This is a genomic window from Candidatus Schekmanbacteria bacterium, from assembly GCA_016219965.1.
In the GTDB taxonomy this organism is placed as follows: domain Bacteria; phylum Schekmanbacteria; class GWA2-38-11; order GWA2-38-11; family J061; genus JACRJM01.
This window is the reverse complement of record JACRJM010000009.1, coordinates 19,580-35,900: the sequence shown is the minus strand read 5'-3', so window position 1 is coordinate 35,900 and position 16,321 is coordinate 19,580. Positions and strand designations below refer to the sequence as shown.

The window sequence follows — 16,321 nt, the reverse complement described above, 5'->3', positions numbered from 1 at the left end:
TTTCTATCTTTTCCGTACAAAGTACCTGATGTCTCTAATAAATTGATCGGCTGGAAGAATTAAATCAATGGAGAGCAGTTTGTACTGTCTATTCCTTATATCCTCTTTTATCCTGTCACGCGAAGTCCTGAGATTGTATCGAGTCCTGAATTTCAGATTTTCGATATTCACGGGTTCGTGGAACATCCTGTACCAATTCCAGTGAGTACGTAATATAGATGAAACAGTATCCTGCCTTAAATGGACTGCTCTTGCAGCCGGAGTATATATCAAGGCATAATTCATTGATTTGAGTTTTTGAGATATATGGTGGTCTTCTCCGTTATTCCCCAGAGCTTCATCGTACATACCAACCTTTAAAAGACTTTCCTTACGAAAAATATTATTGCTGCCAAAAAGAAATTCCGGATTATAAGTCAGTTCGTTACCCCAGTGCTGGGGCATGTTTACCGCCCTCCAAAGGTCAGCGGGTTTATCCTGATATCCTTCGACAAGCATCCCTCCTATTCCTGCAATCTTATTGTCCCTGAATTCGTGGATGAGTTTTTCGATCCAGTTTTTTTCTGGAACACAGTCTGAATCAAGGGATGCTATATAATCTCCTGCCGAGTTTTTTATGGCAGTGTTTCTTGCTGCGGCAAGACCTTTGTTGCTTTCATGAGATATTATTTTGACATCGAACTTAGACGCAATCTGCACTGTGTTATCAGTACTTCCATCATCAATTATTAGCACTTCGTCTATATTGATGCTCTGGTTAAAAACCCCTTCGAGGCACCGCTTAATATAAAGAGATGCGTTAAAGCATGGAATATAAAGTGATATTTTCATTCGAAGAGCGGCATGTAAACCTGACTGACAATCTTGTCCCAATCATATCTGTCTTCCGAGCTTTTACGCGCTGCAACACTCATTTTTTCAAGCAATCCTCTGTCAGAAATAAATCTGTCAATAGCAGAAGCCAGCTCGTCAACATCACCCGGGGCAACAAGAAAACCATTCTTGCATTCTTCAATAATATTCTGAAGCCCGCCGGTCCTTGTTGCAATAAGCGGAATTCCACACGCAAGCGACTCAACGGCCACCATTCCAAAAGGTTCCATCCAGATAGAAGGAACAACACTTATGTCACACTCGTTATATAGCCCGGGCATTTCATCAGGTGTAAGCCATCCTGCAGATCGTACAAATTCATCCCTCACTTTCTTTTCACCAGTAATAACAAGCTCTATGTCCCGTCCCATAGCGATGAGCTTCTTGCAAGCTCTGTAAAGTATATCAAATCCTTTCCCCGGGTCATCGACTCTCCCCGCCATGAGAACTTTAAATTTTCCTTTTCTCTCCTTTCCTGAAACAGGAGAGAATCTTTCTATATCTACACCGGAAGGGACGACAAGGCATTCAGGATTAAAACGTTTTACTATCTCAGCAATATAGTTATTATACACTATTATCGCTGAAGCCGAAGCCAGGCCACGCTTGATAGTCCTATACAGAAGAGGAGTAAAAGCAAGAGATGTCAGGAATGTATGTGATGCCATCCGGGCCCTGTATTTAAGTATCCATGCTAACGAGCAGTTAATGCAATAAAGAGGCGTATCAAGATAACAGCGGTTACAAACTTTACCATTATGAAAGAAAGTCCCGTAATCCTTTATACAGAAGCTATCATATGAATAATATCGTAATATAGGTTTATATTCCCTGAGAGCATCAATCACATAAGGTTTTATGAGCTCGCCGTCAGCCACAAAAACATAATCAGGTTTAAATTTATCTACTACTTTTTTTATCCTTGTAGGGACATGGTAGAAGTTATAAGTAATTGCATTGAAACGAATCAGCTCAAGTTCTATCGAATCATTAAAGGGAGTAAGAATTTCACCCCGAGGGTAATAGCGCATAAACTCAGGAACAAAAAACTTCACTTCATGCTTTTGCGCCACTCTTGAGAATACTTCTTTAAGATCAATTCTCGATCCACCATCAGGTGGCCAGTGAAAAAGAAGGTCGACAACTGCTATCTTTGACATTTTTCTTTATCAGGCAAGATTAAGTTTTTGCTTGAAATAGTCAAGGGTTCTGGCGAGTCCCTCTTTCCGGTTGACAGCTGGCTGCCAGCCAAGCAGCTGTTTTGCTTTAGTTATATCAGGTCTGCGAACTTTTGGATCATCCTGAGGTAGTTCCTTAAATATGATTTTACTTCTGCTTCCTGTCAGTTCTACAATCTCTTTAGCAAAATCAAGGATAGTAATCTCTTCCTGGTTTCCTATGTTGACCGGTTCAACTATATTTGAATTGAGAAGTCTCAGAATTCCTTCAACCAGGTCTGACACATAGCAAAAACTTCTTGTTTGTCCGCCATCACCAAAAACCGTGATATCTTCCCCTCTGAGAGCCTGACACATATGAGTTGGAAGAACCCTTCCGTCATTTATTCTCATTCTCGGGCCATAAGTATTAAATATCCTTACTATTCTTGTTTCGACTCCGTGATAACGGTGATATGCCATTACCATAGCCTCTGCAAATCTTTTTGCCTCATCATAAACGCCTCTTGGGCCTATTGGGTTGACATTACCCCAATATGTCTCCGGCTGCGGATGTATAAGAGGATCTCCGTAAACCTCCGAGGTGGATGCAAGAAGAAACCTTGCTTTCTTTTCCTTTGCCAGCCCAAGTACTTTGTGTGTACCAAGAGACCCTACCTTTAAAGTTTGTATAGGATATTCAAGGTAATCTATAGGACTTGCAGGTGATGCAAAATGTAGTATATTGTCAACCTTTCCGGGAACGTAAACAAACTCCGTCACATCATAATTGATAAAATGAAAATGCTTATTCCCAAACAGATGAGCGATATTGTCCATATCACCAGTTATGAGATTATCCATGCAGACAACCTCATGTCCTTCAGCTAAAAGCCTATCAGAAAGATGTGATCCAAGGAATCCAGCACCTCCGGTAACAAGCGTACGTTGCATTTTTCCCCTTTCTTATTTTATTCTAAGTTGGTGATGTTAGCTCTTCGTCGCCATCGTTGCTATCTTTAAAATAGAATTCTATAAGTTTTTTTGCTATCGGTGCTGCTGCTTTCCCACCGGATCCACCATGCTCCACAAAAATCGCAAAAGCTATTTTAGGGTCATCATATGGTGCGAAACCTGCAAACCATGAATGATCCATCAATTGCTCCGGAACTGGTAATCCTTTTTCCTGATATGCCTTTATAACTGAACGTGTCACTACCTGAGCTGTCCCTGTTTTTCCCGCAACTACTATCCCCGCTGCTCTTGCTCCTCCTCCCGTGCCACCTCCGTTTACAACACCCCACAGAGCTTTTCTAATAATTGCGAAAGTCCCACTGTTCAAATTAAGATTGTCATCTGAAGATATTTTTTCTTCTTTCAATGGTTCATGTCCTATGCTCCTTAAAAGCTTGGGCTTTGGAAGTTTACCAAAGGTTGCAACAGCACCCATCATCCGGGCAACCTGTATTGGAGTAACCATAATATTACCCTGTCCAATAGCAACAGTCAAAGAGTTGCTAGCTGACGAAGGAGTAACAGAGGATTTTTCTTTAAGCTTCTTATCAGGAAGAGATCCGGGAATTTCAAATGGATAGTCTAATCCTGTAGATTTCCCGAAACCAAGCATAGATGCGTATTTAAGTATAGTATCTGCACCCAATCTTTTCCCCATGGTATAGAAAAATACATTACATGAATTCCTTATAGCTCCATCAAGGTTAAGTGTCCCATGTCCTCCCTTTTTCCAGCAATGAAAAATTCTGTTGCCTATTGTAATTTCACCGCTGCAATGTACTGATGTATCCGGAGTTATAATTCCTGTCTCTAAACCCGCAATAGTTGTGATGACCTTAAACACCGAACCCGGCGGATATGATCCGCCAATAGCTTTGTTCATCATAGGATTGCCATTAGTACCAATAAGCTCCTGCCATTCTTTGCTGCTTATTCCGTTGACAAAGATATTTGGATTAAAAGAGGGCTGGCTTACCATTGCCAGAACTTCACCGGTTTGCGGTTCGATAGCTACTATTGCGCCTTTTTTCCCTTCAAGAAGAGATTCAGCGTAAGCCTGCAAATTTGCATCAAGGTTTAAAACTATATCTGTCCCTGATTGTGGTTCTTTGCTAAGAGTTCTTAGTTCTACCTTCTGCCTTCCCTTAGCTTCCTTTATTCGTCCATAAGTATCTTTTAAAACCGCTTCCCATCCATCTTCACCGCGAAGTATATCATCATATATTTTTTCCACTCCGTGTTTTCCTATAGATGTATTCATGCTGAGATTCTCTCTTGCCTGAAGGTCATCTCGACTGGGGAAACCTATATACCCCAGTACCTGGGAAGCTATGTTCCCAAGTGGGTAAAGCCTTCTTTCTTCTATATTTACTTCTACAGATCTTAAAACATCCCTGTTTTCTTCAAGCCTTGCAACTTCATCCCTTGCCAGACCTCTCTTTAATATCACAGGATCATATTTCCTGTAAGATTGTGCTGTTGAGAGATTCTGAAAAAGCTGGTTGTCCGGAACAGAGAGGATAGAACCAATGCGTTTGATTATAACATCCTTCTGCGACTTTATTTCTTCTGGGACCACTGCTACATCGAAGCTTGGATTGTTCCTTGCTAGGATCACTCCATTCCTGTCATAAATCGTTCCCCTTAATGCAGACTTCGAAATCATCCCTATTTTGTTGTCAATAGACATTGTATAGAACTTACGAAAATCGATCATTTGCAAAAGGAAGAATTTAAACATTACGATAGAAAACAATGAAATGATGATTATGCGGAAAAATGTTATACGGGAAACAAAATTTTTTATATCATTTTCCTGGAACCTTCTAACCGGCAATTTGGCTCCTCCAACAGACGCACCTAATGGAAAAGATAAACACTCTCAGCAGCTCACACATCATCAGTGTAATAAAGTATTCTTTGACAGTTAGGGCAATAAAGCACCTTGTCATCAGCAATTACTTCATTTACTGTCTGTGGCGGTATAAGAACCGAACAATGCTGACATATTCCTCTTTTGCCTATCTTCGAAATAGCTATATTTTCTTTATACTTGCATAACCTCTCATAAATCCTATAAATTTCCGAATCTATCTCGATCATGAGTTTTTCTCTTTCTTCACGACTGAATTTTATTTCACTCTCAATATCCTGCAGTTCCTTATTCTTTATAATAATTTGTTCATCATACAGCTTCTTCTCATTTTCAAGTTCTTTTTTAGCAGATGCTATCTCCTCCTTGTATGGCTCCGCCAGATCAAACATCTTAATAAGTTCTTCTTCAATGGTGTCTATTCTGCTGTTTATAAAATCGATCTCTTTTAAAAGAGCACGGTATTCATCATTTGTTTTTACTTCATTCTGCCTTACCCTGCTTTTTTTAACCTTTTCCTTTTCATCATCTATTTCACCTTCTTTAATCTTTAAAGCCTTCTGGTAATCGGAATATTTTTTTTCTGCATCTTTCAGTTTGTTTTCAACCCTGATCATTTCAGACTTTGCTGACTCTAACTCTTCAGGTATCTTAATTTTTGTACTTTCAAGTGAATTGATATTCTGGTCAAGATACTGCAACTTCACTAACAAATCAATTTTGCTTCCCAATTCAGTTTTCCTCCAGGAAAAAAATAATACTTTGATTTAAGTTCCACGCAAATAATCTCTGAGAATACACCTGCTTAGTATTTCAAAATTAATAACAATCTGCGATAAAAGATAAAAAAAAAGAGTGCATTTCTGCACTCTTTTTATTTTAAGGAGTAGTAACCCCTCTCCAATCTTTATCCCATCCTCTTTTTTTCAATCTCATATCATCTATCCACATATGGGCCCACCTGGGTTCGAACCAGGGACCTACCGGTTATGAGCCGGTGGCTCTTCCAGCTGAGCTATGGGCCCTGAAACTTTAATAGTTTTTATCCGTTAACAAGGCTTACAAATGGCCTTAGTTTCCTGCTTCTGCTCTTATGCCTAAGCTTTCTCAATGCTTTAGCTTCTATTTGTCTTATTCTCTCGCGGGTTACGTTGAAATCCTTACCCACTTCTTCCAGAGTGTGTTCAGCATTAACATCAATACCGAACCTCATCCTGAGAACCTTTTCTTCTCTGGGCGTAAGAGTTTTTAGTATTTCTCTCACTTTTTCTTTTAAGTCAAGTCCAATTACAGCCTCAGCCGGAGAAATTGCCTTAGTATCTTCTATGAAATCACCAAGATGGCTGTCTTCTTCCTCTCCTATAGGAGTTTCTAGAGATATAGGCTCTTTTGCTATTTTAAGCACCTTGCGGATTTTATCCTCTGGCAGTTCCATCTTGCTTGCAATTTCTTCAGGAGTTGGCTCTCTACCTTTCTCCTGCACAAGATGTCTTGATGTCCTTATAAGCTTATTAATCGTCTCAATCATATGCACAGGGATTCTTATGGTTCTTGCCTGATCAGCTATTGCTCTTGTTATTGCCTGTCTGATCCACCATGTCGCATAGGTGCTGAATTTGTATCCTCTCTTGTATTCAAACTTCTCGACAGCTTTCATGAGCCCGATGTTCCCTTCTTGTATAAGATCAAGGAACTGAAGACCTCGATTGGTGTACTTCTTGGCTATGCTCACAACCAAGCGAAGATTAGCTTTTGCAAGTTCTGCTTTTGCATTCTTGTCTATTATACGGCCATTTTGTATCAGTCTTACCGTATTTTTAAGATCTTCACTGCTAAGATTCACTTCATACTCTATTCTCTTTATCTTTCTTTTTGAATTCTTTAAGACCTTGTTCTCTTCTTCAATAATCTTAAGCAACTCTGACTTTCTTGAATTCTTCGCGTTGCCTCCTGCTGCTTTCAATTTTGCAAGTTTCTTCTTGTATTCAAGTATCTTTATTTCTGCGTCCTTTATTTCCTTATCAACCTCTTCAACTTTAAGCACGAGGGCTTCAAGCCTTGCCGCAATACGGTCTATCTGTTTGGAGTTAAGATGTAAGTCCTTAATATACTCAACAATGTCCCTGTGAACAGCACTGGCTTTCTCCTTAAGAGAAGCATACTTCTTCCCGTCAGGACTCAGTTTCTGAAGTTCTATGAGCAATTTTGTATACTGTTTTTCCTTTACTTTTACTTTCTCAAGGATAGATATAGCTTTCTTCTCTTCTTTTTTGCCTTTCTCAGTATAAAATTCATCAAAATCACTTAATGTAATTACATCTCCGATCTCGATTTTACCTTTCTTCAGTTTTTCACCAAGATCAGTTATATCACTTATAGCCAACGGAGTTGTAATGACGGCATTTATAATCTGATGTTCAGCCTGTTCTATCTTTTTTGCTATCTCAACTTCCCCTTCCCTGCTAAGAAGAGAAACAGCCCCCATTTCCCTAAGGTACATCCTGACAGGATCATCACTTTTTGGAAGGCCAGGGGTAGTACCATCAGTTATTGTCATGATCTTTTCTTCATCAATATGAACATTATCTTCGCTAGACCCTTCTTTTTCATCAAGAGGTACATTAACCCCAAGAGAAACAGGTTTAGCATCTATTATTTCTATTTCATTCTCATCAAACATTGTCATGATGTCGTCGATATCCTCGCTATCGGTAATGCCCGCTGGAAGAACTTCATTGACCTCATCGTAAGTAAGGAAGCCTTTCTTCTTCCCCGTATCGATGAGTGTCTTAATCTCTTCAAGGTTTCTGTTGCTCATTCGGGATAACCCCCTTCGTTAAATTGTAATTAAAACTTCGCCTTAATATTAAATTGAAGCCTCTGGTTTTCTTTTAGCAGATGTTCAACAACTCCTTCATTGCCATTTGAAAGTGCTTTTTTGATCTCTGCCTTGTTCATTTCCAGTGCTCTTATATATTGTCTGCGTCTGAACATGTTGATGCAATCATCAAAGCTTTTTTTTATGTCTATCACTTCCTCCTTTCTAAACGCTATCTCACTTAATATACCTGCGGAAGTTTCATCAAGTTCCTGGCATATACTTCCAATATCTATATTGTCTTTGTCCTGAATACTCACTTTAAGTTTCTCAGCAATACTACTTAAAAGCCTGTCTTCTATATCTGCAGTATCTATTGCTTCGAATACACGCAATGCCCATTCTTTCGAAGCAAGTGAAATCATAAGCAAATGCGCATCAAGGCTATTTACATTTTTGCTTCTCTCAGGGAGTTCATTGTCTTTTTTTACATCACCTAAGCGTTTACTCCTGTTCACGCTTTTAAAAGCCTCAATAATAATCCTCTCATCAGTCTTAAGTATTTCAGCGATAAAAGAACCATAAATAGCAATGTTGTAAACACCAGAAACTGCTGACAGCGCTTCAAAAATACTGTCCAGAGCTTTTTTCCTTTCCCCAGAATCCTTTAGGTCAAATGGCTTTACGAGCTCGGAAATAATAAATTCTCCGGTGTCTACAGCGTCAGATATCTGTTTTTGCACGAACTCACTCCCTCTGTTCCTCAGAGAACTGTCAAGATCCTCTCCGGAAGGGAGAACAAGCACCTTTGATGACAGACCCGCGGCAGCTATCGTTTCCCATGCACGTATAACGGCCTTCACTCCTGCTGCATCAGCATCAAAAACAAGTATTAAATTATCAGTATAAGCCCTGAGTACCTTAAGATGATCTTCCGTAAGAGCAGTACCGAGCGTGGCCACAATATTGTTAAAGCCATATTTAACAGCAGTTATTGCATCCATATATCCTTCAGTTATTAAAACTGTTTTTGCCTCTCTTATATGCTCTTTGGAATATGACAGTCCGTAAAGAATTTTTCCTTTCCTGTAAATAGGAGTCTCAGGACTGTTTATATATTTAGCTCCGTCTTTAGCGGTTCCAATTGTTCTGCCTCCAAAGCCTACTACTTTTCCATCTCTGTCTTCTATTGGGAAGATTACCCTATCTCTGAACCTGTCGTAGTAACCTCGTCCATCTTGTTTTTCCACCACAAGACCTGACTTCACTATATCTTCTCTGGAAAATCTCTTTTGAGAGAGATAAGTTGATAACGAATCCCAGCTGTCAGGAGCATAGCCTACATTGAATTTTTTTATTATCAGCTCGTCTATACCTCTCTCATCAAGATAAGACCGCGCTTTCTTTCCCACTGTCTTGCTGAGTGCAGCGGAAAAAAACACGGATGCTTCTTCATTAATTTTGTAAACCGTGTCAATCTGCTCCGCTTCTTTACTGTTACCTGAAACGTTGAACTTTATCCCGTATTTCGCAGCAAGTTTTTTGAGCACAGCCGGAAATGTCAGATTTTCATGTTTCATAAGAAAAGCAAAAACATTCCCTCCTGCACCGCATCCGAAGCAATGATATATCTGCTTGTCAGGTGAAACCATAAAGGATGGAGTCTTCTCATGGTGGAATGGACAAAGTCCTTTATAGTTTCTTCCCGATTTGGTAAGAGATACATACTCCGAGATTATATCGAGGATATCAGATGCCCTTCTTATCTCTTCAACCTTATCGTTTGCTGCGAAATTGTTCAATATTCCTCCTACAGCTTTTTATCACTATTTAGCCTGCTAACACGTGTATGTCCGGAACAAGAATATATGACCATAGATGGATCTTCTTTCAAAAGCTCATCAACTATGATATTTATTCCCAGTGAGTCACTCGCCATATGTCCTGCTATAACCACATTTATATGGTGCTTCTCAGCTTCCTTCCTGTGGTCCTCTCCTATATGCATTCCCACTACAGTGCCTACATCTGTATTAGCAAGTTTTTCAAACATCTCCTTTGCGCCGCCAGTCCCTCCGGTCATATCCACAAACACTTTGCCGCACCGCCTTTTTTCTGAGCCCACAATGACAGCAGGCACATTCTGATCAGCAAGTGATGTCCTATATTCAGGAATATCCTGAAGGATCTTTATCACGTCCTTCACATATTCTGGTTTTTCTGAATCAAATATCTTTTGCAGAAAATCAGTAACAGCATTGTCTGCCGGAGTATGTATACACATCATGGGAATACCCAAAAGTTTTGCAGCGTCAACGCTCCTGTTATAATTTGAAGGCATCACCCTTCTTGCAACTTCTTTTATGCGGGGCTCAAGAATCGATTCCGCTACATTGATTGGCACACCGAATTTATGGAGAATATCTGCCTGCATATCCATAACCGCATAAAAATTCGCCATTGCCTTACCTTCCGGATGATGCGCAAGCACAAGGTCAACAGTTGTTCCCCTCTGAGTTAGCCTGTCAGCAAGAAGTATCTCTCCCACCTCCATGTCAATTCCCAGAAGTACAGTTTTTACTTCTTTTTCCAGATCACCACATAGAATACGTGTATCTGCAAAAGGATTTGTTATCTTCTCTTTGTCGAAGAAAACTTTTTTGTCAGTCTTAAGCTCATCATAGTCCTCTTTCTGTTTTTTTAAGTAAGACTCCACTGTATCTCTGCCTCTTGGATCACACTCTATACCTTTTGCGACAGCAATCTCATAAATCCGTTTTACCTTCATCAAATCACCTTATAGAATTAAAAAAATCCTTGCAGAATCCTGCAAGGAAGTGGTTGGTTTTTGTATAAAATAATGCAGAGTCTTCTCAATTGCCGAGGCACTCAAGAACAATCCGGTTAACTATCTTCCCGTCTGCCCTTCCAACAAATTTTGGCATTACTGTCTTCATTACTTTGCCAAGTTCCTTTTTAGAGGTTGCACCACACTCCCTGATTGATTCAATTATAATCTGTTTTATCTCGTCATCAGTTAATGGCTGAGGCAGATATGTCCTTATAATGTCAGCCTCTGACTTCTCTTTATCTACAAGATCTTGCCTGCCTCCTTTGGCAAATTCCTCAATTGACTCATTTCTTCTTTTAAGGGCTGAGGAAAATATCTCAAGAGTTTCCTGGTCAGTGACTTCTGCCCTTTTTTCAATTTTTTTGTTTTTAATATCATTTATAAGCCCCCGTATCACTGAAAGGCGCAATGCCTCACCTTTCTTAAGGGCATCTTTCATGTCATTTGTTAAATTTTCAATAATAGCCATAATGTTTTAACTATCAGATCTATAAGATATTATGTAGATTTTGCAAATCTTAAATATAGTGCATTAAAGGTAATTGTCAAGGCGAGGAAGCTGAAAAAACCGCTAATTTCAGAAGGTTTCTAAAAAATTCCTCCCTTAAAGCACTAACAGGAGAGTTGCAGAAATTATTATGTGTAAAGAATTCGCTGGCAATTCCAGCATTGAACTATATTCTTTGCTTCAGCAACAAATGGAAGCTCTTTTGTGGGTAATACTACATGGCAACCACCGCAAACTCCATCTTCAATTTTTGCGAGTGCCTGACCTTCTCTTGCCCTATAAAGTTTCTCATAAAGAGTAAAAACATGTGGAGTTACAGCGGATTTGAGCTTGTCTCGGAGTTTCTGATCGGTATTTTTGCCATTATTGCACTTCTTAGCGTTTGATGAATTGTCAGTTGAGTCCATCTCCTGCAGTTCAATCAGCATATCAATCTGGTTTTTCATAGAGAAACTCCTTTTAAAAGTGGTTACCTTGTTAATGCTACTTTTGTCTCCCCTGATAATAATACATCTGTATTTAAAACTGCCTTTATTTCAGCAACGGTATTGCACTGTTTTAGTTTATTAACTGCGTAAGGTGATGAAAGACATTCTAGAAGCTCAGAAAATACCCACAAATAATTCCCTTCCTTTGGAAGTAGTATCAGAAAGATCCACTCAGCTTTCTCACCGGATACAGATTTAAAATCAACACGCTTAAATGAGCGGCCTATTGCAATTACCGGAGAACTAATACTTGATGAACGGACATGAGGGAAAGCTATTCCAGGATAAAGAACTGTAGATGAATTTTCTTCTCTCTCAATAAGTTCAATGAGATATTCGCTTTGCCTGTTAATAGCCCCAACTACCTCAAGATGAAGGAGAATCTCCCCAAGACAACCAGAAACAGTTGAACTTCTTAATCCAAGAATTATATGTTCTTTTCTTATCAAATTATTTAATTGCATGGTGAAATATGCTATCGCAAAAACCGTACCAAATTGGTCACACTATTATTTCACAAAATAAATACAATAAAATATAACTTAACGCAATTTAACCCAATTTATCCATATAACTATGAAAGCATTTCAAAGGTCATATATGCATAAATTGCATACATATCATTAATTAAGAAGTATCTATTTGATTAACTGAGGTATTTAAGGAAGGATAGTTAGTGCAACAACTGCATATATATGCATTATATGCACATTACGCTTTTGCATTTCACTTACAATGATAATCAGGAAATTGAGTCTGAGCTATTTGGAACCTATATTATATCTCTTAAGCTTGTAATGAAGGGTTCTTAAACTCATTCCAAGAAGTTTTGCAGTCTTCTGTCTATGGCCACCGGAAAGTTCAAGGGCTTCTTTTATTGCATTTCTTTCACGTACTTTTAACGAAGCGAATTTATCGTCTCCATCTTCTCTCTGAACTGGACCCTTAATATCCTTATATATCTGTTCAGGCAAATCATGTGGAGTGATAGTCGTTTCCTTCGAAAGAACCACGGCTCTCTCTACTATATTTTTTAGCTCTCTTACGTTTCCAGGAAATGAATACCTATTTAGAATCGCAGATGTTTCATGCGACAATGATTTCATATCCTTGCTATATTTACGACAAAACTTTTCCACAAAAGCATTTGCCAGAAGAGGGATATCTTCCTGCCTATCGCGCAATGGAGGCAATTTTAATCTTATAACATTAAGCCTGTAAAAAAGATCTTCCCTGAATTCTCCTCTACTGCAAAGCTGTTCAAGGTCTTTGTTTGTCGCCGCAATGAATCTTACATCAACATCAGTTCGTTCAAGTCCGCCAAGTCTCATAACTTTTTGTTCTTCAAGTACCCTCAACAAATCAACCTGATTATTTAGAGTGAGCTCTGCTATCTCATCAAGGAAAAGGGTCCCTGTATGTGCCTGTTCTATTCTCCCCTTTTTTCGCGCAACGGCTCCTGTAAAAGCACCTTTTTCATATCCAAACAATTCACTCTCTATAAGGGTCTCCGGCAAAGCCCCGCAATTTAAGGCAATAAAAGGTCTGTCATTCCTGTGGCTCCTTCTATGAATCGCCCTCGCAACTAATTCTTTCCCGGTTCCGCTCTCACCTTCAAGAAGAACCGTGACATCTGTCGGGGCTATTTCGTCAATCAGTTTATATACCAGTTTTATCCTTGGGCTTGTACCAACTATCTCATCATTTTGAGAATCAATTTTCAACATTTCCTTAAGCTTTCTGTTCTCATTGATTAGCATTCGCCTCTGGCCTAAGTTAATAAGATAGTTTCTGAAATGCTTTGTATCTATGGGAAGCTGAAGAAAATCGTGAGCACCCTTTTTAAGGGCATCGATTGCTAAGGTGATTGTCCCGCGGTTTGACATGAGTATGACGTCAGAAACGGGTGACTTTGATTTTACTGCTTCGAGAAGTTCCATCCCATCCACATATGTCATGTGAATGTCTGAAAAGATAATGTCGAACTCTTTCTTTGAGATAAGGTCTCTCGCCCTTATACTGCCAGCAAGTTTCTCAACTGAAAAAAGCACATCATTAAAACAGGAAGCAAGCTCCTCTCTCGTGTTTTGATCTTCACTTACTATGAGAACAGATATTTTATTATCAGGCATAAAAAGTAAGTAAGCAATAGACTACGCACGCAGCTTGCACTGTGAGCAGACAAGGAACGGGAGTATTAAGCTTTATCAGCCTTCTACTGCTTTAAAACCTTCTGCAAGCGCATTCTTGTTGAGTTCAACAAATGCACTTGGGACCCTTGCCAGAACAGCCTTCTCAATTGCATCTTTGGAAACAGCTTTTGTTGCACCTACAAGTGCTCCGAGGGCTACAATATTGGCAGTTATAACCTTACCAACCTTGTTTTTTGCTATATCTATGACAGGAACTTTAAAAACTTTGTAGTTTCCGGCTGGAATATTTTTAACAAGGTCTTTTTCAACTATCAATATTCCGTCAGGCTTCAAATCGACAACATATTTGTCGCATGCTTTCTGGGTAAGTGCAAGAAGAACATCAATTCTTGTAGCTTTAGGAAAATCTATTTCACTATCGCTTATAATGACATCAGACTTACTCGCACCACCTCTTGCTTCCGGGCCATAGGACTGGCTCTGTACTGCTTTCTTACCTTCATATATAGATGCCGCCTCACCGAGAATAACAGCAGCTAATATTATCCCCTGACCTCCTGAACCGCTAAACCTTATTTCATAATGACTATTTCCACCCATTAGTATTTCACTCCCGCTATTTTTTCTTGTTATTCGCCTGAGCTCTTTCCATAAGAAGCGCGTACTGTTCCATATACTCCGGTTTCTCTATATCGAGGAGAACTCCTGTTGGAACCTTGCCGACCTTTTCTTCATCTGTAAGTTTATCGTATCTTGCTTTGGCGATGCAGTTATCCTTCAGCCAATTCAACATATCAACCGGAGTACTCTGCTTATTCCGGCGCCCATAAGCCGTCGGACATGGGCTAAGTACTTCAACAACAGAAAAACCTTTTTTCTTAATTGCCTGTTCGATAAGTTTATCGAGTGGAACAGCCTGATACACCGTTCCCCTTGCAACAAAAGTTGCGCCTGCTGCTGCTGCAAGCTCGCAAATATCAAAAGGCGGCTCGATATTTCCGTAGGGAGCTGTTGTTGCCATTCTTCCCTGGGGAGTGGTTGGAGAATACTGACCTCCGGTCATTCCATAAATATAGTTATTGTAAATAAGATATGTCATATCGATGTTTCTTCTTGCTGCATGTATGAAATGATTTCCGCCTATGGCCGTAGCATCACCGTCTCCTGAGACAACAATAACGGTCATCTCAGGCTTCGCCATCTTTACCCCTGTTGCGAAGGGTAATGCCCTGCCGTGTGTCGTATGCAGAGTATTAAAATCAAGGTAACCCGGTGTACGGCTTGAACATCCTATCCCGGAAACCATAGTTATATCATCTTTCTTGATTCCTGTTTTGCTGATAGCCCTTATTACGGATTTCGTGGCAATGCCATGTCCGCATCCCGGGCACCAGATGTGCGGAAATTTATCTTCCCGCATGTAATCTTGATATATGCTCATCTTCAGGCAAGCTCCTTTATACGAGTCAAAATTTGATTCGGAGTTATGGTTTCTCCATCAGCCCTGTTTATTCCGACTATCGGTATATCTTTTGCTGCTACCCTCTGAACTTCACCTATTATCATCCCTAGATTTACTTCCGGGACTATTATCTTTTTTACTCTTTTTGAAAGCTCTCTCACCTTCGCATCGGGGAAAGGCCAAAGAGTTATTGGTCTAAACATGCCGACCTTTATCCCTTCTTTTCTTGCTGCTTTTATTGCAGCCTTTGCAGACCTTGCTGTTGAACCATAGGCAAAGATCATAATCTCCATGTCGTCAGCCATGAACTCATCCCAGGTAAGCACGTCATCAAGATGGTTCAGTATCTTATTCATGAGCCGTTCTTCATCTACCTCAACAAGCTTCGGATCGCCTGTTGGGAATCCTGTCGCGTCATGATTAAGTCCCGTTACATGAAACCTGTATCCTTCTCCATAAGCAGGCAAAGGATTTACCTCGTTTTTAGGATCATAAGGGAGATATTCCTCAGGCTTGCATGTTGGCTTCTTCCTGTTTATAATTTCTAAAGTGGAGTAATCCGGAAGCTCTATTGCCTCTCTCATATGCCCTACAACTTCATCGAGAAGAACGAGAACCGGTGTTCTGTATTTCTCCGACAAGTTGAATGCTCTTACGGTTAAATAAAATGATTCTTCCACAGACCATGGCACAAGAGCGATCATAGGATGGTCGCCATGTGTTCCCCACCTTGCCTGCATAACATCTGACTGCGATGTCGCTGTCGGAAGACCTGTACTTGGGCCTCCCCTCATAACGTTAACAATAACTACCGGCACCTCTGTCAAGCATGCAAAACCAAGGTTTTCCTGCTTCAACGAAAAGCCCGGACCGCTTGTAGCAGTGATTGATTTAGCACCTGCCAGCGATGCCCCTATTACTGCACCCATAGAAGCTATTTCATCTTCCATCTGGATGAACCGTCCGCCAATCTGCGGAAGTCTCCTTGCCAGCACTTCAGCTATTTCAGTAGAAGGAGTGATAGGATATCCTGCAAAGAACTTTACCCCCGCAGCAATCGCTCCTTCCGCACTTGCCTCATTCCCCTGTAGAAATCTTGTTTTTCTTTCCACCTTTTTCTTAAG

General features: G+C 40.0%; 15 protein-coding genes and 1 tRNA gene. All 16 read right to left on the bottom strand.

Annotated features, from left to right (window positions below):
- Positions 1-3: 3 nt before the first annotated feature.
- On the bottom strand, positions 4-831 hold the full coding sequence (locus HZA77_11090; GenBank protein MBI5375971.1) for a glycosyltransferase family 2 protein: 828 nt from the start codon (positions 829-831) through the stop codon (positions 4-6).
- A complete protein-coding gene (locus HZA77_11085; GenBank protein ID MBI5375970.1) occupies positions 828-2,033 on the bottom strand; it encodes a glycosyltransferase family 4 protein in 1,206 nt (401 codons plus the stop codon). The genes HZA77_11090 and HZA77_11085 overlap by 4 nt, the downstream gene beginning before the upstream one ends.
- Positions 2,034-2,042: 9 nt before the next feature.
- Positions 2,043-2,984 carry an SDR family oxidoreductase gene (locus HZA77_11080; protein ID MBI5375969.1) on the bottom strand — a complete coding sequence of 314 codons (942 nt, stop codon included), beginning with the start codon at positions 2,982-2,984 and terminating at the stop codon, positions 2,043-2,045.
- A gap of 22 nt (positions 2,985-3,006) precedes the next feature.
- Positions 3,007-4,881, bottom strand: coding sequence for a penicillin-binding protein 2 (mrdA, locus tag HZA77_11075; GenBank protein ID MBI5375968.1), 1,875 nt, complete (start codon positions 4,879-4,881; stop codon positions 3,007-3,009).
- Between the two features lie 53 nt (positions 4,882-4,934).
- Positions 4,935-5,648, bottom strand: a complete 714-nt coding sequence (locus HZA77_11070) for a hypothetical protein (protein MBI5375967.1) — start codon at positions 5,646-5,648, stop codon at positions 4,935-4,937.
- A 221-nt stretch (positions 5,649-5,869) separates the two neighbouring features.
- Positions 5,870-5,942: transfer RNA gene (locus HZA77_11065), tRNA-Ile, on the bottom strand.
- Positions 5,943-5,959: 17 nt separating this feature from the next.
- Complete coding sequence (gene rpoD, locus HZA77_11060; GenBank protein ID MBI5375966.1) at positions 5,960-7,735, bottom strand: RNA polymerase sigma factor RpoD; 1,776 nt, start codon at positions 7,733-7,735, stop codon at positions 5,960-5,962.
- A gap of 29 nt (positions 7,736-7,764) precedes the next feature.
- Positions 7,765-9,537, bottom strand: coding sequence for a DNA primase (locus HZA77_11055; GenBank protein ID MBI5375965.1), 1,773 nt, complete (start codon positions 9,535-9,537; stop codon positions 7,765-7,767).
- An 8-nt stretch (positions 9,538-9,545) separates the two neighbouring features.
- Positions 9,546-10,523 (bottom strand): NGG1p interacting factor NIF3, encoded by a 978-nt coding sequence (locus HZA77_11050; GenBank protein MBI5375964.1) that lies wholly within the window; start codon positions 10,521-10,523, stop codon positions 9,546-9,548.
- Positions 10,524-10,608: 85 nt separating this feature from the next.
- On the bottom strand, positions 10,609-11,055 hold the full coding sequence (locus HZA77_11045) for a GatB/YqeY domain-containing protein (protein ID MBI5375963.1): 447 nt from the start codon (positions 11,053-11,055) through the stop codon (positions 10,609-10,611).
- Positions 11,056-11,222: 167 nt separating this feature from the next.
- Complete coding sequence (locus HZA77_11040) at positions 11,223-11,540, bottom strand: hypothetical protein (GenBank protein MBI5375962.1); 318 nt, start codon at positions 11,538-11,540, stop codon at positions 11,223-11,225.
- Between the two features lie 23 nt (positions 11,541-11,563).
- Positions 11,564-12,046: a PTS sugar transporter subunit IIA gene (locus tag HZA77_11035; protein ID MBI5375961.1), complete on the bottom strand. Its 483-nt coding sequence runs from the start codon at positions 12,044-12,046 to the stop codon at positions 11,564-11,566.
- A 297-nt stretch (positions 12,047-12,343) separates the two neighbouring features.
- Positions 12,344-13,714, bottom strand: a complete 1,371-nt coding sequence (locus HZA77_11030; GenBank protein MBI5375960.1) for a sigma-54-dependent Fis family transcriptional regulator — start codon at positions 13,712-13,714, stop codon at positions 12,344-12,346.
- A 75-nt stretch (positions 13,715-13,789) separates the two neighbouring features.
- A complete protein-coding gene (locus HZA77_11025) occupies positions 13,790-14,335 on the bottom strand; it encodes a 2-oxoacid:acceptor oxidoreductase family protein (protein ID MBI5375959.1) in 546 nt (181 codons plus the stop codon).
- Positions 14,336-14,351: 16 nt separating this feature from the next.
- Positions 14,352-15,176, bottom strand: coding sequence for a 2-oxoacid:ferredoxin oxidoreductase subunit beta (locus HZA77_11020; protein ID MBI5375958.1), 825 nt, complete (start codon positions 15,174-15,176; stop codon positions 14,352-14,354).
- A 2-nt stretch (positions 15,177-15,178) separates the two neighbouring features.
- On the bottom strand, positions 15,179-16,309 hold the full coding sequence (locus HZA77_11015) for a 2-oxoacid:acceptor oxidoreductase subunit alpha (protein MBI5375957.1): 1,131 nt from the start codon (positions 16,307-16,309) through the stop codon (positions 15,179-15,181).
- Between the last annotated feature and the right edge of the window lie 12 nt (positions 16,310-16,321).

Bases quoted from the DNA above. Each gene is read 5' to 3' on its own strand.
- HZA77_11090 (MBI5375971.1), bottom strand. From the start codon at position 831: ATGAAAATATCACTTTATATTCCATGCTTTAACGCATCTCTTTATATT.
- HZA77_11085 (MBI5375970.1), bottom strand. From the start codon at position 2,033: ATGTCAAAGATAGCAGTTGTCGACCTTCTTTTTCACTGGCCACCTGAT.
- HZA77_11080 (MBI5375969.1), bottom strand. From the start codon at position 2,984: ATGCAACGTACGCTTGTTACCGGAGGTGCTGGATTCCTTGGATCACAT.
- rpoD (MBI5375966.1), bottom strand. From the start codon at position 7,735: ATGAGCAACAGAAACCTTGAAGAGATTAAGACACTCATCGATACGGGG.
- HZA77_11050 (MBI5375964.1), bottom strand. From the start codon at position 10,523: ATGAAGGTAAAACGGATTTATGAGATTGCTGTCGCAAAAGGTATAGAG.
- HZA77_11045 (MBI5375963.1), bottom strand. From the start codon at position 11,055: ATGGCTATTATTGAAAATTTAACAAATGACATGAAAGATGCCCTTAAG.
- HZA77_11040 (MBI5375962.1), bottom strand. From the start codon at position 11,540: ATGAAAAACCAGATTGATATGCTGATTGAACTGCAGGAGATGGACTCA.
- HZA77_11035 (MBI5375961.1), bottom strand. From the start codon at position 12,046: ATGCAATTAAATAATTTGATAAGAAAAGAACATATAATTCTTGGATTA.
- HZA77_11030 (MBI5375960.1), bottom strand. From the start codon at position 13,714: ATGCCTGATAATAAAATATCTGTTCTCATAGTAAGTGAAGATCAAAAC.
- HZA77_11025 (MBI5375959.1), bottom strand. From the start codon at position 14,335: ATGGGTGGAAATAGTCATTATGAAATAAGGTTTAGCGGTTCAGGAGGT.
- HZA77_11020 (MBI5375958.1), bottom strand. From the start codon at position 15,176: ATGAGCATATATCAAGATTACATGCGGGAAGATAAATTTCCGCACATC.